The sequence below is a fragment of the Fibrobacter sp. UWB15 genome, from assembly GCF_900177705.1.
In the GTDB taxonomy this organism is placed as follows: Bacteria; Fibrobacterota; Fibrobacteria; order Fibrobacterales; family Fibrobacteraceae; genus Fibrobacter.
On record NZ_FXBA01000001.1, the window covers coordinates 411,168 to 429,188 of the forward strand.

The window sequence follows — 18,021 nt, forward strand, 5'->3', positions numbered from 1 at the left end:
AATACAAGGAGATGATATGATGAAAAAATTGATGATGGCCTGCCTATTCGGCATTGCATTTGCTTCGGCACAAGTGGTTGATGACCCTTACGCTTATACATCTGGTGCCCAGGAACAGGAAACACCTGTGATGGATATTAACCATACCGAAAATGATGAGCCGATGTTTGCGGTGTCGATTCATCCTATATCGATGTTGGTTTTATCGTTGTTTGATATTCCGTCGATTTATTTGACAATTGAAGGAAACTTGGGGAGCCATTTTTCCTTGATTACGCGTCCCTGCTTTATTTGGGGAGAATTCTCGGATAGTGACGAAGAACTGGAGATAGACCTGTTCGGTATTTCGGAAGGCTTGCGCTATTATTTTGGTGATGGACACCGGGGCCTGTATTTATCGGCTCATTTTAATTATAATCGTGTAGGTCTGGAATACACGTACGAAGGGGACCATCGCGATGACTATGATGCCCACGCAAATGGTTTTGGCTTCGGGATTTACATTGGTCATAAGATCCGTTCGGGACACTTTACCTCGTCTTGGGATATCGGATATACCTATGCCAAGTACTCTGTTTCGGAAAAGGAAAAGAAGGATGTGGAGGATGTCTCTACAGTGGGCTCGGGCTACGACATAAATTACTCGATTGGTTTCGCTTTCTAGTCGTATTTTTCTATTTTTGTGAAAAAAAACGGAGATTTTTATGCCAGCAATTCATTTGACTGCAGAAAATTTTGACTCGGTGATTTCTTCGGGCCAGCTGGTCTTTGTGGACTTCTGGGCAACCTGGTGCCGTCCATGCATGATGATGGGCCCCATTGTCGATGAACTTGCCGATGAATACGATGGCCGTGCGGTCATTGCGAAAATCAATGTGGACGATGCCGGTGTGAGCGATATCTGCGCCCGCTTTGGCATTACCAACATTCCCAACATGAAGCTCTTCAAGAATGGAGTGGAAGTGGGCAACGTGGTGGGTGCCGTACCTAAGGCTACCGTTAAAGGCGTTATTGACCGCAACCTGTAGGCCCCATGCTGACCAAACGATTGATTGTATGTCTTGATGTCCGCAACCGCAAGGTGACGAAGGGCGTCAAGTTTAAAGGCAATATCGATATCGGTGATCCTGTGGAAATGGGTGCTCAGTATAGTGCTGACGGTGTCGATGAACTAGTTTTTTATGATATTACCGCAAGTGCAGAAAATCGCCCTTGCGATATGGAAATGATTCGCCAGATTGCGCACCGCGTGTTTATTCCTTTTGCGGTGGGCGGTGGCATTCGTAACTTGGATGATATGCATGAGGCCCTTTTGGCCGGTGCCGAAAAGGTGAGTGTGAATAGTCTCGCCGTGCTTCACCCTGAAATTATTGCAGATGGTGCGAAGGCCTTCGGTCGCCAGTGCGTGGTGCTAGGCATGGATGCCAAGTTTGTCGGTGTTTCGGACAAGTTTAAAAGTGGCTACGAAGTGTATATTCGTGGTGGTCGCCAGGCGATGGGCATCGATGCCGTTGAATGGGCCAAGAAGGCCGAGGATCTGGGCGTTGGCGAAATTTGTTTGAACGCAATCGATACCGATGGCGTTCGCAACGGCTATGAATTGAATATTACCGACCAAGTGGCACGTGCGGTGCAGGTGCCAGTGATTGCTAGCGGCGGTGCCGGAACTCCGGCACACATTGTGGACTTGTTCCACAAGACTTCTGCCGATGCGGCGCTAGTGGCATCCATGGTTCATTTTGGCGATTACACGGTGCCCGGAATAAAGAAAGAAATGCTTGCGGCAGGAATCCCTGTGCGCAAGAAAATGAACGGCGAGGTGTAGTTTGAATCCTTCTGTTGCAGTTAAAATTTTTGAAGCGGGCAAGAGTGCTGGTGCGGATTTTGTCGAAATTTTTGAAGAAGAAACTCGCAGCTCCATGCTTGGTCTTAAATCTAGCCAAATTGAATCTGCAACAGCAGGAACCGAATACGGCATCGGTATCCGATTGATTTACGGAACTGAGGTGCTTTACGGCTTTACCAGCGATGATTCCGAAGATGCCTTGGTGAAACTTGTACAAACTCTTGCCTTTGGCCGTATTGCAGGGCAGTCTGCGAAATCTTTTGAATTTGCTTCGCAAAAACGCGTTGCCGATTACAATGTGGATGCTTTCAAGGATCCCCGAGTACTGGGACAGGCGGTAAAGCAGGATTTCTTGTTCCGTGCGGATCAGTCTGCCCGTAAGATTTCGGATAAAGTAGTGCAAGTGGGTGCTTCGGTGACTGATTCTTGCTCGACTATTACGCTTATGAATAGCGAAGGGCTGAATTTGTCGATGAATCGTGCACGCCTGCGCGTGAATGTGACCGTAACGGTGTCCGACGGAACCGAAAGATTGACAACGCACGAGGCTCCTGGCGCCTTGGGTGGTTATGAACTTTTAGCAAATTATTCGCCTGAAGCGTTGTCTACTGAAGCCGCCGAGCGTGTGCTCCGTATGCTTTCAGCGGGTTACATTAAGGGCGGCCAGATGCCCGTGGTGATGGGCAATGGCTTTGGCGGCGTGATTTTCCACGAAGCCTGTGGACATCCGCTTGAAACGGAATCGGTCCGTCGCGGAGCAAGCCCGTTCTGCGGAAAATTGGGGGAGGCTATTGGCCAACCTTGCTTGACCGCTATTGATGACGGTACCATGGAAGGCGTGTGGGGTAGCCTTAAGTACGATGACGAAGGTACACCCACTCAGCGCACGACTTTGATTGAAAACGGCATTTTGAAAACTTACATGAGTGACCGTGTGGGCGCTCAGGAAGTAGGAATCGGCCTTACGGGTTCCGCCCGTCGCGAAAGCTACAAGTATGCACCTGTAAGCCGCATGCGCAATACGTTTATTGCCCCCGGTAAGGATACGCTTGATTCGATGATTGCAAGTGTCGATAACGGACTCTATGCGGCTCGCATGGCGGGTGGGTCCGTGAACCCGGCGACGGGTGAATTCAACTTTGCTGTAGACGAAGGTTATGTGATTCGTAACGGTAAAATTTGTGAGCCGGTGCGTGGTGCTACCTTAATCGGCAAGGGCCATGAAATCATGCCCCGCATTAGCATGGTTGGTTCCGATTGGGAAGTGGCCGCAGGTGTTTGCGGCGCAAGCTCCGGCCATGTGCCCGTAACAGTGGGCCAGCCTTCGATTAAGGTAGACCAGATTCTGGTTGGTGGTCGTTAGATTTTACTCCAGCGTCTTCTGGGGTTTGGACAGTGGTCTTCATGACCATCTGGCCAAATCCAGACTTCCTCTGTAAAAGGACATTTTTCGCAGGACCCGCCCATGGGACAGTCTTCCGTAGGGTCTTCTAGGAATAGGGAACCTTCATATTTGATTTTGTCTGAACGGAGAGACCCTTCTAGAAGTTCGTGGCGGATAGAGTCCAGTTCTTGCTTGCTGAGCTTGAAACGTCTTTCAAGGATTGCCGAATCCGGTATGAATACGGCTGGGTTCCATTTGATGCGGTGGACGCCTGCTTTTTCGGCCCAGGAGACAAGATCCTTGTAGTCTTGGAGATTTTCTCGGTGCAAAGTCACTTGCAATGAAATGGTGGCGCTGGAATCTAGTCTGCGCTTGCGGCAATCGATGAGTTTCTCGACATTTTCTCGCCACAGGTTGCGAAGAAAACCGCCCATTTCGTAGGCGAGCGTGCTGACTTTGATGTCGCTACAGGCTTGAACCAATTCGAACATGACCGAGGGCGTGCCCCACTTGCCGGGAAATGTTCCGTTGGTGGTGAGGTTCATCTTGATGCCGGTCGTTTCGCAAAGATACATCAGGTCTTCGAATTTTGAATAAAGTAAAGGTTCCCCCATGGTGGAGGGGATCACTTCTTTAAGTAAAGGCTTTCCGGATTCGTCAAGATCAGCGGCGTATTTTTCAATGGCTGCCTTGGCGGTTTCAAAGGGCATTTCCCCGGCGTACGTGATGACGCCGCGCTGCCTTAAAAAGCATAGGGCGCAACGTAAATTGCACTTGTCAGGGTTGGTGAGTAGAGTAATACGACGCATGATTAAATTTAGAACTGAACGAATTCTAAATTCGATCTAGGCCCTGTGTTCCCTGATGTATTTGATTGCAGCGAGGCCCGCCTTGGCGCCTTCGCCCACGGCAACGGCAACTTGGAGTGTGCCTCCGGTGCAGTCGCCTGCAGCGAAAAGTCCAGGAACCGTTGTCTGGAAATCCTTGTCGAGTGCTAATGTGGGTCCGTCAAAGCCTGCACCGGCTTTTTTGGCGAGATCCGTTGCGCTTGCACTGCCGAGGGCTACGAATAATCCGTCGAAGTTTTCTTCGGTGCCGTCTTCGTAGTGAACTCCCTTGAACTGACCTTCGCCAACAAGGGACTGCAAGTGTCGATTCTCGATGCGGACACTGGGCGGGAAAGAGGTGGCTAAGGCGGCTCCGTTTGTAAGAAGCGTGACGCTCTTGACGACTTGCAAAAGTTCCTGGACTTCGTGGAGGGCGTATTCGCCACTGCCAAGAACGGCCACATTTTTCTGACGGTAGAAGAAGGCGTCGCATACGGCGCAGTAGCTCACGCCGTGACCTTCCAGTTCTGCCATGCCAGCGACGGGGTGCTTGCTGCGGGCGGCACCTGTGGCCATGATGCAGACCTTCCCGTGGTATTCGCCTACGAGGCCTTTTGCAGAAAAACCTTGACCGTCAAACATGAGGTCGGTGATTTCGTCATCGATAATTTGGGCACCAAGGGCCGTGGCCTGCTTGTGGCCGACGTCCAAAAGTTGTTCGCCGCTAAGGGGCTTTTCAAGTCCGTAGTAGTTCTGGATCATGTGGGCTTTAACCAGGGCACCGCCGTCTTTACCAACCAGTTGAACGGACAGGCCTGCTCTCAATCCGTAGAGTGCGGCTGAAATTCCTGCAGGCCCGTAGCCTAAAATCAGCATATCTGTCATAAAAGCCTCCATATCGACTTATTCTATACAACGATAAAATACAAATTATTTATCTTATGGAATAGCTCGCTTTTGAAAAAAAGTTTAAAGGATTATGATGGAACGATTGACCCCACGCGATATGTTTGTTGAAGCTGGTTATGGTCCCAGTTTTGCAGCTCAGCTTATACAAAATGCCTATAGCAAGTTATTCGAAGGAGACCCGATTAATGAACGAGTCTGCTTCGATGCCTCCGATGACATGAGCTATATCATCGATATCGGACATGACGATATTCGTTCCGAAGGCATGAGCTACGGAATGTATATCACGGCATTGACCGGTCATGAACGCCAGTTTGACAAGTTGTGGAATTTCTCGAAGCGTTACCTGCGTAACGATGACGGTCCACATGTCGGTTATTTTGCCTGGCAGGTATCGACAACGGATTTTTGCAAGATGGACCCGGGTGCCGCTCCCGATGGCGAAGAATATTTTGCCATGGCCCTTTTGATTGCTGCCGAAAAGTTTAATCGTCCGGACCTTAAGGACGAAGCCATCGGTCTCATTAACTGGATGCGCAACAAGCCGAATAATGGAATTGTGGGCCCGATGATTGACCCTGAACAGAATCTAGTGAAGTTCTCTCCTGTATTGGGAAATGACTTTACGGATCCGAGCTACAACACTATTGCTTTCTACCGAGCCTTTGCCGAAGCGACCGGAGACGAAAGGTGGTATACGACTGTAGAAAAAAGCCTTGAATATTTGCAGAAGGCTGCACACCCTGTAACGGGCCTTTGCAGCGAATACTCCGAATATGATGGCACTCCGCGTGCGACTCCGTGGTACCCCGAAAGTGATTGCTTCAGTGGCGATGCCTGGCGTGTCGCCATGAACCTGAGTCTGGATTATGCGCTGTTCAAGGGCCATGAATGCGAAAAGCAGATTTGCGAAAAGATGCTCAACTTCTTCAATAGCAAGCGTCCGTATCTGGCTGACTATTCTATTGATGGTGGTGATTTCCCCCGTCCGGGTCGTAATGCGACTCCGGGTGTGATTGCCATGAATGCGGCTGCCACTCAGGTGCTGCCTGCGGATGACCCGCGCATCAAGCCTTTTGTGAAGGACTTGGCTGCGTTGTCTGTGCCTTACCGCTTTTGGCGTTACTACGATGGAATGCTTTATCTGATTGGACTTCTTGCTACGGCAGGAAAAATCAGAATCTGAGTTTTTTTGAAAAGGAGTAGAAGAAATGAACAAGATAAATGCACTGATGGTTTCGGGGGCTGTCGCTGCGGCCTTGATCTTTGCAGGTTGCGAAGATGTTCGCGTTGAAAATTACCCTAGCGGGAAAATCCGTATCGAGACGACCTATGTCAAAGATAAGAAAGAAGGCCCCGAAAAGGAATACTACGAAAACGGTAACGTGAAGCGTGAAGCCAATTACGTGAACGATCGTCGCGAAGGGGTGGTGAAGGAATATTATGAAGACGGTATTCCCGAAGCGGAATACACTTATGCCGACGGTTACATTGAGGGGCCGGTGATTCGCTACCATAAGAATGGTAAGGTGGCATCCAAGGCCGAATACAAGCAGAACAAGCAGATTGCTTTCGGCGAATACTTCGACGAAAATGGCGAACCGGCAACGAGCGGTTCTTATAAGGACCCGCGCGATGGTTACTCTTACGAATGGATTCGCATTGGTTCGCAGCTTTGGACCGCAGAAAATATGAATTATGCGACAGCTTCGGGTTCCCTTTGCGCCCAATGCAATCACTGGGGCCGTCTCTACAACTTTGAAAATGCGAAGAAGGCCTGCCTAGATGGATTCCACATGCCGACTAAGGCCGAATGGAATGAGTTGCTTGCTTTTGCGGGCAAGGAAAAACCGGTGGGCGTCGTGCTGAAGGCTGGCTACGGCTGGGACCCGATCAAGGGCACGAACAACTATGGCAACGGCAAGGATGAACTCGGCTTCGGAGCCAAGGCCGGTGGCGCACACTTTGCAAAGAGCGATGTTCCGCTGAAGGAACGCAAGTTCGAAGCCGCCGGTCAGAGGGCTTTCTTCTGGACGGCTGAAGGCGAAGTACTCGTATTTTTCTACGACAAGGACATTGCCAAGTTCGAAAAGTTCAATCCGGAATACGGCGCCAGTTTGCGTTGCATTAAGGACTAAGCAGATTTAAGAATGAAAAAGAGAAAGGCGCTCCGAATGGCGCCTTTTTTAATGGTTTGAAATGAGTCGCGATTAAGCAATGTTAAGCGATTGCTCACGGATGCACTCGACTTCGTTCTTGAGCTCGATGGCAAGCGCTGCGATGTCGGCACTTTGGCACTTGGTGCCGAGGGTGTTGGCTTCGCGGCCCATTTCTTGCAGAATGAAGCCGAGGTTCTTACCTTGGGCGCCGCCTTCCTTGAGGGCGTTCAGGAACAACTTGTTGTGGCTGCGGAAGCGCGTGATTTCTTCGTGAATGTCGAGTTTGTCGGCCATGATGCAGGCTTCCTGCAGCAGGCGGACGTCGTCGATTTCGGAATCCTTCAAAAGCACGTTGATGCGTTCCTTGAACTTGTCTTTCCAGACTTCGATGCGCTGGGGGTCGAGGACTTCGATTTTGTCGAGAACAGCGTTCAAATGATTTACGCGGCCTTCGAGATCGCGGGCGAGGTTTGCGCCTTCCTTGGCACGCATTTCGTTCACCTGGTCAAGAGCCTTGTCGAGTTCCGCTGCCAAATGTTTTTCGAGTGCTTCAGAGTCCGCATCGGCGTCGGTAAACTGCAGCACTTCGGGGAGTGCAAGGATGTTTTCCAGAGTGATGTTACCTTCGATGCCAAACTTTTTCTGCATGGCTCGCGTAATGTCGACGAACTTGGCGATGGCGGCTTCGTTGTAGGAAACTGGAATATTTCCGCCGGTGCCTGCACCGAGTGTCACGCTAAAGATGACGGAGCCGCGGACCAGTTTGTCCTTAATCTGATTCTTGAAACTATTCTCAAGGTAGGCCAAGTTCTTGGGCAACTTACAAGAGATGTCCAAAAAGCGGTTGTTCACGCTGCGGACTTCAATCACGCAGCTTGCACCCTGGTACATGGACTCGCTTTTTCCAAACCCCGTCATCGATAAAATAGCCATATTTAATCCTTTTGCATTCATTAATAGATTGCTTCGTCACTGCGTTCCTCGCAATGACGTTGCAACTATTTCTTGGTCACCATTGCAATTACATGTTCTGCGCCGAAGTTTGCAAAACCGATAGCCGTCAGGAACTTGCTGAGCTTGTGTTCGTTCTGGTAGCTGATAGTTTCGATTTTCAAGCCTTCCTTGTCGCAAAGGGTATGGAAATCCTTCACCGTCAAGAGGCGGATATTCGGCGTGTCATACCATTCGTACGGTAATTCCTTGGATTTCGGCATGCGTCCGTGCAGCATCAGGCTTCCGCGGGTTGTCCAGTGACCGAAATTCGGGAAGGTCACGATGGCGCGCTTGGCTACACGCAGAAGTTCGTTCAAGAGAGCCACCGGGTCGCGGATTTCTTGAATGGTGCGGTTGATGATGGCGTAATCGAAGCTGCCGTCCTTGAAATCGCGAATGCCGCTTTCGTCAAGGTCGCGCTGGATCACGGGCACATCGTTTTCGAGACAATCCATGATGCTCTTGAAGTTGCGCTCGATACCGAGAACTTCAACATGCTTTTTCTTGTTCAAGAAATCGAGAAGTTCGCCGTTACCGCAGCCGAGGTCGAGCACCTTGCTATTTTCCTTGACGAGGCTTCCGATGAAGTCGAAGTCTTCGGTGTCGTGGAAAACGGGCATGACCTGCGTTTCGGTTTTGGTCGGAATAATCTTACTGTCGAGGAAACGGCCTACGGCCTTTCCGAGGTCGCCGACTTCAATAAGGAATCCGTCGTGACCGAATTGCGTGTCGAGCTCGAGGCTTGTCACTACTTTGCCGGCATTCAAGAGTGCGCTTGTAATACGGCGCGATTCATGCGGCGGGAAAAGCCAGTCGGTACTCAGGTTCACGTTCAGAAATTCAGCCTTCACGCCCTTGAAAGCGTTTTCAAGGGAACCGTATTCCGTTTCGAGATCGAAACTGTCGGTCGCGTGTGCAATGTGCAGGTAGCTGTTGGCGTCGAAGCGGTCTACGAATTTGGCACCCTGGTAACGCAGGTAGCTTTCGAGCGGAAGGTTCAGGTCGAAAGGTGTGCTGTAGGTGACAGCGTGGTTACGGCTTTCCTGGTCCTGGGCGCGTTTGAATTTTTGTTCCATGCCCACGGCGCTGAGGTAGGTAATGTGGGCGAGCTTGCGGGCGTTCGAAAGGCCGACATCGGGGTGAGTCGATTCGTAGTAGTCGCCGCCGTTAAAATTCGGGTCTTGGGTAATCACGTCGCGGGCGACGATTTCAAAACCGAGAGCCTGGCTGCTGAATCGCGGAGAGCTTGCAATCACGATGCAACGGCGAACAAGGTCCGGGTAGTAAATGGCCCATTTCATGGCCTGGAAACCACCCATGGAACCTCCGATCACGCAGCAGAGCTGATCGATGCCGAGGCCTTTGGCGAGTTCTCGCTGGGCGTTCACCATGTCGCCGATGGTAATCATGGGGAAGGTGCTGCCGTAGGGCTTGCCCGTGCGCGGGTTGATGCTTGCCGGGCCTGTGGTGCCTTTACAACCACCTAAAATGTTGCTGCACACGACAAAGAACTTGTCTGTATCGACCGGTTTTCCGGGGCCAATCAGGGCATCCCACCAACCGGGCTTCTTGTCGTTTTCGGTATAGTAGCCGGCAACGTGTGCGTCTGCCGTAAGTGGAGAACACACCCAGACAACATTGCTCTTGTCGGCGTTTAGCGTTCCGTACGTTTCGTAACGGATGGTCAGCGCCGGAAGGGTCTTGCCACTTTCGAGCTTAAAACCCTCGTCCCCGTAATCCTTCGTAAAGGTCTGGGGCACCACTGGGCCGACGCTGTATTTATGCAAAAATTCACTCATATGCATAAATATAGCTTATTCCAACATAATCGTAAACGGTCCGTCGTTGGTTAAACTCACCTGCATGTCAGCGCCGAAGCGCCCTGTTTGCACGTTTGGAATCTCCTTTTTGCATTCCGCTATAATATAATCATATAGCTCGCTTGCTAGGGTGGGGTTTCCGGCTCCGTTGAACGTGGGGCGGTTTCCTTTGTTGCAATTTGCGTATAAAGTAAATTGTGAAACCAGTAGGAGTTCGCCGCCGACATCTTTAATCGAAAGATTGGTCTTTCCGTTTTCGTCGGCGAAGATGCGGAGCGCAAGCATTTTGCGGATGTAGCGGTCGGCGATCTCTTTGGAGTCACCTTCGCCCACTCCGATAAGGATCATGTAGCCCTTGCCGATTTTTCCGACGGTCTCGCCGTCGATATCGACTTGGGCGTTCAAAACGCGTTGAATCAGAAATTTCATAGGCCTGTAAAATAATAAAATTTTTCTATAGCGGCCTTTTCGATTGTTGAATCTGTCAAAAAGCTTACAAAAATATCTTTTCCTTGCGAAAAACAAGGGAAGGGCTCCAAAAGGGTACAAAAAAATCCATTCTTTTCTAGATTTGGCCGCGAAAAATGTAAACAAAAGGAAATGTTTATGGTGATTGAGCCGATGATCCGCAGCAATATGTGCGTGAATGCCCACCCCCAAGGCTGCGCCATGGATGTGAAGCGCCAGATTGAATACGTACAAAAGAAGCGCGCTGAACGCGGAACTCCGAAAGAAGCTCCGAAGACGGTTCTGGTATTGGGATGCTCGACCGGTTATGGACTTGCAAGTCGCATTTCTGCAGCCTTTGAATTCGGTGCTGCAACGATTGGCGTGTCTTTTGAAAAAGAAGGTTCCGACGAACGTCAGAAAACGGGAACTCCCGGCTGGTACAACAACATGGCCTTTGACAAGTTCGCTCATGAAGCGGGGCTTGAATCGGTGACTTTTAATGGCGATGCATTCTCGCATGAAATGCGCAAGAACGTGATCAATACGCTCAACAAGATGGGCCGCAAGGTAGACTTGTTGGTGTACAGCGTGGCATCGAGCGTGCGTGTGGATCCGGATAACGGAACCCTTTACCGCAGCGTTTTGAAGCCGATTGGCGAAACTTTCTCGGGTGCAACGATTGACTGCATGACGGGCAAAATTAGCACGATTAGCGCAGAACCCGCCAACGAAGAAGAAATGGCGAACACCGTGAAGGTGATGGGCGGCGAAGATTGGGCGCTTTGGGTGCGTCAGCTCAAGGATGCCGGCGTGCTTGCCGAAGGTGTGAAGACGGTGGCATATTCCTACATCGGTCCGAAACTTTCTCATGCGATTTACCGCGACGGTACCATTGGCGGCGCCAAGAAGCACCTGGAAGCAACCGCGCGCGAATTGAACGTAGAACTTGAACGCGAGTTGAAGGGCGAAGCCTATGTGTCCGTGAACAAGGGCTTGGTCACGCGCTCCAGCGCTGTGATTCCGATTATCCCGCTGTACCTTTCGGTGCTTTTCAAGGTGATGAAGGAACAGGGGAGCCACGAAGGTTGCATCGAGCAGATGGAACGCCTGATGAACGAGCGCCTGTATACGGGCAGCGCCGTTCCGACGGATGAAAAACACCTGATTCGCATTGACGATTGGGAACTCGACCCGAAGGTGCAAGAAGAAGTGAACAAACGCATGGCGACCATCACGCAAGAAAACTTGGCGCAGGTGGGCGACCTCGAAGGCTATCGTCACGATTTCTTGGCGACGAACGGCTTTGACATCGAGGGCGTGGACTACAGCGCTGACGTGAAGAGCGTCGAAACGATTTAATTAGAGTCTTATGTTGTGAAGCTAAAAAAGGCGCGGGTAAAACCGCGTCTTTTTATAGCGCGAAAACCCGCTTGATTTCGTCCACTTTCGTGGTGGCGGTGAGCACGAGCTTGAGGAGGACTGCGGCCTTTTGAGGCGGCAGGCGGCCAGCGCAGATGCGGCCAGGCGCAAGCGATTCGTTCAAAGTCACGAGCCCGTGGTGAGTGCGGCTTGCGATGACGACCGGAATATCGATCTTTTCGAGGGCGCGGGCCCAGGCGATACTGAATTCGCCTGCGCCTGCGCCAGCAATCACGAGGCCGTCGGAGACGCAGGCGGCGTACTCCAGAATTTTCGGGTTCGCATCTACGGTAAAGTAGACTACGTTCACGCGCGGCAGGCCTTGGAGCTTGGAAACGTCGAAAAAATTCTGTTCCTTTAAGGCGTTCCAGTTAGAGCCTTCGCCGGGAGCGCTTACGCCCATCGCGTTAATTGCCGAGGCAGAGCACTTTTGAACGCTCCGGGCGTCGAAAAGTTCGCCTGCGAAATACACCCACACCAAGTTCGCCGGCGGGTCGTCGTCGACCGCGAAGCCGGCTGCCGCACGCACGGCGCCCAGCAAGTTTGCGGGGCCGTCGGGATCCTTGGCGGTAGCGGGCTTCATGGAGCCTGTAAAAATCACCGCCTTTTCGCACTTGACCGTAAGGCTTACGAAGTAGGCCGTTTCGTCCATGGTGTCGGTGCCGTGAGTGACCACAATGCCGTCCACCGTTTCGTCCGCTTGCAAGTCGGCGATGCGGTTCGAAAGCGCAATCCACAGCTTGTCCGTCATGTCGTCGGAATTCACGTTGCAAATCTGCTCAGTCGTGATTTCGGCGTACTCCGAAAGCTCTGGCACGGATGCCACCAAGTCTTCAGCGGAAATCTGCCCGGACACGTAGCCCGTATTTTTGCCGGGCTCACCGACGCCGGCAATCGTGCCGCCCGTAGCAAGAATCACGATGTGTTTTTTCTTTGCCATAGAAACCTCCGCTACCTTACTTCGTCGAGCAGCTGCTGCGTTGTCACGCCATAGAACTTTTGCAAAGCAGACTCGTCGCCCAAGGTGCGCATGCTCTGGATGAATTCTCTGAAGTGCACGAGACTTGCATTGCGGGCCAAAAGGCGTTCCACCATGGCCTGCGAATACCAGTAGAGCTTAACGGCCGTGCCGGTGTTGTTCTCGTTCACGAACGGGGTCGTGAGAGCCTCGATACTGGGGGCGCCACCTTCGGGCCGTTGCATTCCCGTGCGCGAGGCGTCAATCACTTGGGCGATACCTTCGTTGACCCAGAGCGGAATGTGGTGGCGAGTCATGGCGCGGATGAAGGCGTGCGTGAGTTCATGGAAGAACATCGGGCGGTAAATTTCGCGGTAGGCCATCACGTTTACCGGAATGCGAAGTTTTCCGTCGAATACGGCGCCGACCCACTCGGGGCGAGGGCCAACCCCTTGGTACTGCGAAGATTCGTAAAGCACCAGGTGCATCTTGTTTTCAGGATGAAAATCGAACAGGTGGCATAGCGAATCGTAGGCGACTTCCAGCACGGCGAGCGCTTCGGCAATGTCGCTTCTGGCGGGGCGGCCTTCGAATTCCACGCGGAAATGCATCGAACGTTCCAGTTGCAATTCAGCCATTTCACGCATCAGCGACTCCGACTTTTCTTTTAAGAAGTTGAGGTCACCATGCTTGAACTTGCGCGATTGTACATAGGCGATGCAGTCTTCGTAGCGTTCCTGCTCGAAAAGGATTCCTGCCAGGTGCAGTTGCAAGTTCTGGTCGTCAGGGGTTTCCTTGAGGAGCGTGCGCACGTTTTTCTCGGCGCAGTTCCATTCGGCCATTTCAAGGCACTCGTTTGTCTCGGCGATTAACGCTTCGTGCTTGTCGAAAGCCTCCTTGGCCGCCGACTGCTGCATAAACCAGCGGACACCAATAAGCAAGACGATTACGCCAATGACTATCGAGACCAAATTTTTCAAAGCCGTACCGCCGATTCTTTAGATGAACCGTTTTTTCCGCCGCCCGCCTTCTTGTAACGCTCCCGAATGAGCTGCAAGTCGTGCTGGTACGGATTCCGCTTAAAGTCTTCGAACGCCCAGGCGGTGGGGTGGAACTGTCCCTTTGCATAAGTCAACAGCATGTCGAGCCACACGCCCTTGCCGGCGTAAAGCTTGAAGGGGCCGCGCTTGTAACTGGGGAGCACCACCTTGTCCAAGTCCATGTAGCCGATATCGATGTTCACGCGGCGTGCATCAGGATCGCTCGCCTGCGCCATCGTGAGTTCGAGAGCATTGCTGCGTTCCTTTTCGAAAGCAATTGTTTCGGGCGGAATTTCCTTTTCGAAAGAAACCACGCCGCGGTACAGGCCTTCGCCCATTTCGGGGGTGTAATAGGGCGTCTGGTCAAATGCGAAAAGCTTGCCCTTGTGGCGGATTTTGCCCCAAGTGCGTTCCAATGCGTCAATCACTTCGGGCAGCCACTGTTCGCCGGGCTGCAAGACAAAAGCCAATAGTTGTGCGTTTTCAGAAAATTGAGAAGACTTCATAAACTTAGTGCGGGAAAATCATCAGGTTCTTGCGGATCATATCAAGCTGTTGCTTGCTGAACGAAAGTACCTTGTCCTTCACGGTAGTGGGGAACATGTAGTTGTCGGCGTCAGGACAGTTGTTGACATTGAAGGTGGTTGTGTTTCCTGCAATATAAATGCGGGACAATCCAGGAACTTTGACGATGTCGGTGCTTTTAATTTTCATTAAGGATTTGGTGTAGCCTACGCTGCAATAAGGCGTGTCGTCAAGTCCGTCGTCTAAATTCGAATAGTCACCGATGTCGTAATCGCCCTGGAGAATTTCAATGTCTGCCTTGGTGGCGGTGGTGTGCCTGAGCCCAAAGAAATGACCTGTTTCGTGCAAAGCTGTTTCAACAATATCTTTCATGGAGATAGAGTCTTCGCCGTAGGGCGTCTTGATGTGGGTTCCCAGAACAACGGTGCTGCCGGCGCCCTTTCCAAGATTTGCGCTGAAAGGCTTTGAGTAGCCCAATACCCCATCGTTTTTAATGTAGTGGACCAATACAATATCCAGGGCGTCTTCAATACCGGGCCATCCGCCTAGTTCCGAAAGGAAAAAGTCTTCTGAAGAGGCTCCTGCCAGCCAGGGTTCATTTGCCGGATATTTGGCACCCAGAGTGGGGTGCTTGGAAGCGTAGTTTATATAGAGTGTGTCAATCGTTACGGATGTGTATTGTGCGCGGAATTCTTGCAATAGGTTTGATGCGAGCTCGTCTATGGTGTAGCCTTCGATTTCCTCTTCGATGTTGCCGACTAGGATCAAGTTGATTGAAAAATGGTCAGAATACGCTCCGTTCCCGGTGAAACGAATGTTTGAAACCCTCCCCTTGTAGTAGGTTTCGTCAAGAACCAGCGATGTGGCCCATTCGGTAAATGAATTTTCCTCACAAATGAAAGAGTAAACGTATCGTCCGTTTTCGATATCGGGTTTCAGCGAACGGACTTTGCTACCATGCCATTCAGTTTGCTCTTTGTTCAAGTATAGCCTGAAAAGCTGCAATGTAGGAGCATCAAAATTGGGGTCTACGTCGAAAGACAGCTGATAGGTGGCGTTAGGGTGAACGACTAGCGTAATGCCATGGGCGATGTTTGCTGCGGCAGAATCGTTTTTGGCTAAATCATTGGGGTAAAGTCTGCGGAGAAAAATATCGCCTTGGTTGTCGGGGTAAAGTGTAAATTCCTCAGTTTCACTCTCGGCGCATGCGGTAAAGAATAGGACAAGACCGACAAAAGACAGCAAACAAAATTTTTTACAAAAATTTTTCATAAAAAATGTCTCCAACATGCCTAAAAAAGCGTGTATAGAAGAGGGACTCTTTTAAAGGTGTCATTAATTATGAAATCTAGCAAAAAAAATAAAAATCTGATCGATTTACAGAATCTTCTCACCCCGCTTATGGGTAAACCGGCTTTATTGAGCGCAATCGTGGTTACGATCATTTTTGCGAGTCTTGACGAACCGATTTACGCCTGTGTTCTTTTGCCTGTTTTGGCGGCATTGACTCATGTGTTTCCGCGAACGTTACAATGGGTGGTGCTGATTAGCCTTGCGATGGGTGTTATTTGCCATGAATATGCTAGGATTCAAAAAGGAAATCCATTGCATATAAACCTTCCGGCTAAAGCTTGTGGGGTAGTAGAGTCTACGCAGCAAAAAAAGAGCGGAATGACATCGATTATCAATCACGGCTACCGCGTTCGATTGACAGAAAAGCGGAATTTGCCGCGGTACCCCCTGCCGGGTGATTCGCTTTGCTACGAAGCCTCTTTTTATCCGGTGACACCGCCTACGGTACCAGGGGCGTTCGATACCCGTGGGTGGCTCAAGTCTCAGGGGCTTCAAGCCTATGGAAAGTTCGTTCACTGGACAATTCACGGCGAAACCTGGGTACCGGAGCGCAGTTTTTATCAGTTCCGCAAGTGGATCGGGTTGCGTTTTGGCGAATATCTGGATTCGGCAGAAACAGGGCTTTTGCTTGGGCTTTTGGCGGGGGATCGTAGTGGAATCCCCGATGCATTGCGGAGTGACTTTCAACGCTCGGGACTTGTGCATGTTCTCGCCATTAGCGGCTTTCATGTGGTGCTCTTGGCGGGGATGCTGATGGTGTTTTTGAAGGCGACGGGACTTCCGCATCGAGTGGTGCGAATTGCGGCGATTGTCTTGTTGTTCCTGTACATTCCTGTAACGGGCGGTTCGCCGGCCGTAAGGCGGGCGGTGCTTATGTTTGCTGTGCCGCAGGTTGGAGCATTGTTCCAAAGGCCGGCCAATACTTTGAATAGCTTGGGCGTGGCACTCCTCTTTATTATGATTCCTGAACCGTCTGTCATTTGGAATCCGGGCTTTCAGCTTTCGGTGGCGGCGACCATGGGAATATTGATGGGCGGCTTTTGGAACCCGCTGAAGAACTTGCCTGAAGAACTTCAGAAGAACAAGTGGTGGGCTCGTTTGCAATCGCTTGTGGTGGAGCCGACTTACGTGACCTTGTGCGCCACACTTTCTACGTCGCCCTTCTTGATTCACCATTTCAAGACGCTTTCGCCTTTTGCCTGGCTTGGCAACATCGTTGTGGTACCGGCGATTTCCATGGGAATGCAGGCGGGACTTTTTGCGCTACTTTCACCGATTGATTTTTTGCGGGAATATTTCTGTTATGCGGCCCGGTTCTTTTTGCGACTTGCATCGCTGTTGACTTGCTTGCTGTCGGATTCTTCGCAGGCGTCTGTGACAGTTGGCCCTTTTGAGCCGTGGGTATTGTTGCTGTGCGGATTCTTGATTGTGGTGGTTCCCTTTTTTGCTAAAAATCGCATTGCCAGGCGATTTTCGTTGTGTTGCATATTGCTGTTTGCGGCAATTTTTGCCCATCAAGGGTATGGGGCGGTTATAAAGCCGACATGGAAATTGACGACAATCGATGTGGGACAAGGGGATAGCCATTTGATAACTACGCCCTCGGGGGAGCATTTTTTGGTGGATGCAGGCGACACGAAACGCCTGGATTCCGGTAAAGACATTGTGGTTCCGTACCTGCACCATATCGGAGTTTCTCACTTAGATGCTCTAATCGTTACACATGCCGACCAAGATCATTTTGGCGGGGCGTATTCTATTATCAAGACGTTTCCGGTCAAGGAACTCTGGATTACCGAATGCGCAAGAATCGACGAAAAAGAAAATTGGCAGCGAGTAATTTCCGAAGCCTACCGGCGAAAAATTCTGATTCGAGACATCAAACGCGGCTTTTTATACAAGGAACGTTTCTTTGAATTCAAGGTAGTGCATCCTGAAACGGGTCGTTGCATAGATGCTAACACCCAGAGTATTACCTTTAGGGCGAAGGGTTTGGGACATTCCGCCTTGCTGACGGGGGATTTGACGGTGCAAGGTGAAAAAGAAATCATGGAGACGGATGTCTTCTTGCAAAGCGATGTGTTAAAGCTCGGACATCATGGTTCGAAGACTTCAAGTGGCCGAAAGTTCTTGAAACAAGTGAATCCGAAGCTGGCGATTGTTTCTAGTGGCCGAAAAAATCGATTCCGCCATCCGAGTAAACAGGTGATTCAAAGGTTAGATTCGCTAAGGATTCCCTATTTGAATACCGCTGAAAAAGGAACGATTGATATTATCTTTCGTTCCGATACGATGCTTGTTAATACTATGATAGACTAGCTTGAATAAGCGATGTTAT

Annotated in this window: 17 protein-coding genes; 8 read left to right on the forward strand and 9 right to left on the reverse strand. The window is 50.8% G+C overall.

Translation table 11 applies throughout. The annotated features are described in order from the left end of the window. Positions 1 to 16: 16 nt before the first annotated feature. Genes B9Y58_RS01750 through B9Y58_RS01765 form a run of 4 tightly spaced genes read left to right on the forward strand, consistent with a single transcriptional unit; the run spans position 17 to position 3,209 of the window. Entirely contained in the window at positions 17 to 664 is a 648-nt protein-coding gene (locus B9Y58_RS01750; protein ID WP_073053745.1) for a DUF3575 domain-containing protein, read from the forward strand. A 40-nt stretch (positions 665 to 704) separates the two neighbouring features. Then, a complete protein-coding gene (gene trxA, locus B9Y58_RS01755; protein WP_072798747.1) occupies positions 705 to 1,028 on the forward strand; it encodes a thioredoxin in 324 nt (107 codons plus the stop codon). A 5-nt stretch (positions 1,029 to 1,033) separates the two neighbouring features. After that, positions 1,034 to 1,825 (forward strand): imidazole glycerol phosphate synthase subunit HisF, encoded by a 792-nt coding sequence (gene hisF / locus B9Y58_RS01760; RefSeq protein ID WP_073053746.1) that lies wholly within the window; start codon positions 1,034 to 1,036, stop codon positions 1,823 to 1,825. A 1-nt stretch (position 1,826) separates the two neighbouring features. Then, entirely contained in the window at positions 1,827 to 3,209 is a 1,383-nt protein-coding gene (locus B9Y58_RS01765) for a TldD/PmbA family protein (RefSeq protein ID WP_073053749.1), read from the forward strand. Here the strand turns inward: B9Y58_RS01765 and B9Y58_RS01770 are convergent. Next, positions 3,206 to 4,039 carry a radical SAM protein gene (locus B9Y58_RS01770; RefSeq protein ID WP_143154623.1) on the reverse strand — a complete coding sequence of 278 codons (834 nt, stop codon included), beginning with the start codon at positions 4,037 to 4,039 and terminating at the stop codon, positions 3,206 to 3,208. The two genes, B9Y58_RS01765 and B9Y58_RS01770, sit on opposite strands and share 4 nt — an antisense overlap. A gap of 36 nt (positions 4,040 to 4,075) precedes the next feature. Then, positions 4,076 to 4,942 (reverse strand): NAD(P)/FAD-dependent oxidoreductase, encoded by an 867-nt coding sequence (locus B9Y58_RS01775; protein ID WP_073054702.1) that lies wholly within the window; start codon positions 4,940 to 4,942, stop codon positions 4,076 to 4,078. 94 nt (positions 4,943 to 5,036) lie between these two features. Here B9Y58_RS01775 and B9Y58_RS01780 point away from each other — a divergent pair, with 94 nt between their 5' ends. Beyond that, a complete protein-coding gene (locus B9Y58_RS01780; protein ID WP_073053753.1) occupies positions 5,037 to 6,152 on the forward strand; it encodes a glycosyl hydrolase family 8 in 1,116 nt (371 codons plus the stop codon). A 25-nt stretch (positions 6,153 to 6,177) separates the two neighbouring features. Further along, on the forward strand, positions 6,178 to 7,104 hold the full coding sequence (locus B9Y58_RS01785; protein WP_073053755.1) for an FISUMP domain-containing protein: 927 nt from the start codon (positions 6,178 to 6,180) through the stop codon (positions 7,102 to 7,104). Positions 7,105 to 7,176: 72 nt separating this feature from the next. On the opposite strand, the gene B9Y58_RS01790 is transcribed toward B9Y58_RS01785, so the two are convergent. The 3 genes from B9Y58_RS01790 to dtd form a co-directional block, all read right to left on the reverse strand. After that, positions 7,177 to 8,058, reverse strand: a complete 882-nt coding sequence (locus tag B9Y58_RS01790; protein ID WP_072798762.1) for a YicC/YloC family endoribonuclease — start codon at positions 8,056 to 8,058, stop codon at positions 7,177 to 7,179. 65 nt (positions 8,059 to 8,123) lie between these two features. Continuing rightward, entirely contained in the window at positions 8,124 to 9,917 is a 1,794-nt protein-coding gene (locus B9Y58_RS01795) for a homoserine O-acetyltransferase MetX (protein WP_233247800.1), read from the reverse strand. Positions 9,918 to 9,932: 15 nt separating this feature from the next. Beyond that, complete coding sequence (gene dtd, locus B9Y58_RS01800) at positions 9,933 to 10,367, reverse strand: D-aminoacyl-tRNA deacylase (protein WP_073053757.1); 435 nt, start codon at positions 10,365 to 10,367, stop codon at positions 9,933 to 9,935. 177 nt (positions 10,368 to 10,544) lie between these two features. Between dtd and fabV the strand changes: the two genes are divergently transcribed. Continuing rightward, the gene (fabV, locus tag B9Y58_RS01805; RefSeq protein WP_073054706.1) at positions 10,545 to 11,747 is read left to right on the forward strand and encodes an enoyl-ACP reductase FabV; all 1,203 of its coding nucleotides are present in this window, start codon (positions 10,545 to 10,547) and stop codon (positions 11,745 to 11,747) included. 52 nt (positions 11,748 to 11,799) lie between these two features. On the opposite strand, the gene B9Y58_RS01810 is transcribed toward fabV, so the two are convergent. The 4 genes from B9Y58_RS01810 to B9Y58_RS01825 are packed head-to-tail and all read right to left on the reverse strand — an operon-like array spanning position 11,800 to position 15,575. Next, positions 11,800 to 12,747 carry an asparaginase gene (locus B9Y58_RS01810; protein ID WP_073053758.1) on the reverse strand — a complete coding sequence of 316 codons (948 nt, stop codon included), beginning with the start codon at positions 12,745 to 12,747 and terminating at the stop codon, positions 11,800 to 11,802. A gap of 11 nt (positions 12,748 to 12,758) precedes the next feature. Beyond that, positions 12,759 to 13,745: a tetratricopeptide repeat protein gene (locus tag B9Y58_RS01815; RefSeq protein WP_143154624.1), complete on the reverse strand. Its 987-nt coding sequence runs from the start codon at positions 13,743 to 13,745 to the stop codon at positions 12,759 to 12,761. Continuing rightward, positions 13,742 to 14,311: a DUF4416 family protein gene (locus B9Y58_RS01820; protein WP_073053762.1), complete on the reverse strand. Its 570-nt coding sequence runs from the start codon at positions 14,309 to 14,311 to the stop codon at positions 13,742 to 13,744. The genes B9Y58_RS01815 and B9Y58_RS01820 overlap by 4 nt, the downstream gene beginning before the upstream one ends. 4 nt (positions 14,312 to 14,315) lie before the next feature. Then, entirely contained in the window at positions 14,316 to 15,575 is a 1,260-nt protein-coding gene (locus B9Y58_RS01825) for a zinc metalloprotease (protein WP_233247801.1), read from the reverse strand. A gap of 96 nt (positions 15,576 to 15,671) precedes the next feature. On the opposite strand from B9Y58_RS01825, the gene B9Y58_RS01830 reads away from it, so the two are divergent. Next, positions 15,672 to 18,002, forward strand: a complete 2,331-nt coding sequence (locus B9Y58_RS01830) for a DNA internalization-related competence protein ComEC/Rec2 (RefSeq protein ID WP_073053766.1) — start codon at positions 15,672 to 15,674, stop codon at positions 18,000 to 18,002. Positions 18,003 to 18,021 lie beyond the last annotated feature (19 nt).

Excerpts from the sequence above, each read along its gene's own strand:
- B9Y58_RS01750 (WP_073053745.1), top strand. The coding sequence starts at position 17 with ATGATGAAAAAATTGATGATGGCCTGCCTATTCGGCATTGCATTTGCT.
- trxA (WP_072798747.1), top strand. The coding sequence starts at position 705 with ATGCCAGCAATTCATTTGACTGCAGAAAATTTTGACTCGGTGATTTCT.
- hisF (WP_073053746.1), top strand. The coding sequence starts at position 1,034 with ATGCTGACCAAACGATTGATTGTATGTCTTGATGTCCGCAACCGCAAG.
- B9Y58_RS01770 (WP_143154623.1), bottom strand. The coding sequence starts at position 4,039 with ATGCGTCGTATTACTCTACTCACCAACCCTGACAAGTGCAATTTACGT.
- B9Y58_RS01775 (WP_073054702.1), bottom strand. The coding sequence starts at position 4,942 with ATGACAGATATGCTGATTTTAGGCTACGGGCCTGCAGGAATTTCAGCC.
- B9Y58_RS01780 (WP_073053753.1), top strand. The coding sequence starts at position 5,037 with ATGATGGAACGATTGACCCCACGCGATATGTTTGTTGAAGCTGGTTAT.
- B9Y58_RS01785 (WP_073053755.1), top strand. The coding sequence starts at position 6,178 with ATGAACAAGATAAATGCACTGATGGTTTCGGGGGCTGTCGCTGCGGCC.
- B9Y58_RS01790 (WP_072798762.1), bottom strand. The coding sequence starts at position 8,058 with ATGGCTATTTTATCGATGACGGGGTTTGGAAAAAGCGAGTCCATGTAC.
- B9Y58_RS01795 (WP_233247800.1), bottom strand. The coding sequence starts at position 9,917 with ATGAGTGAATTTTTGCATAAATACAGCGTCGGCCCAGTGGTGCCCCAG.
- dtd (WP_073053757.1), bottom strand. The coding sequence starts at position 10,367 with ATGAAATTTCTGATTCAACGCGTTTTGAACGCCCAAGTCGATATCGAC.
- fabV (WP_073054706.1), top strand. The coding sequence starts at position 10,545 with ATGGTGATTGAGCCGATGATCCGCAGCAATATGTGCGTGAATGCCCAC.
- B9Y58_RS01810 (WP_073053758.1), bottom strand. The coding sequence starts at position 12,747 with ATGGCAAAGAAAAAACACATCGTGATTCTTGCTACGGGCGGCACGATT.
- B9Y58_RS01820 (WP_073053762.1), bottom strand. The coding sequence starts at position 14,311 with ATGAAGTCTTCTCAATTTTCTGAAAACGCACAACTATTGGCTTTTGTC.
- B9Y58_RS01830 (WP_073053766.1), top strand. The coding sequence starts at position 15,672 with ATGAAATCTAGCAAAAAAAATAAAAATCTGATCGATTTACAGAATCTT.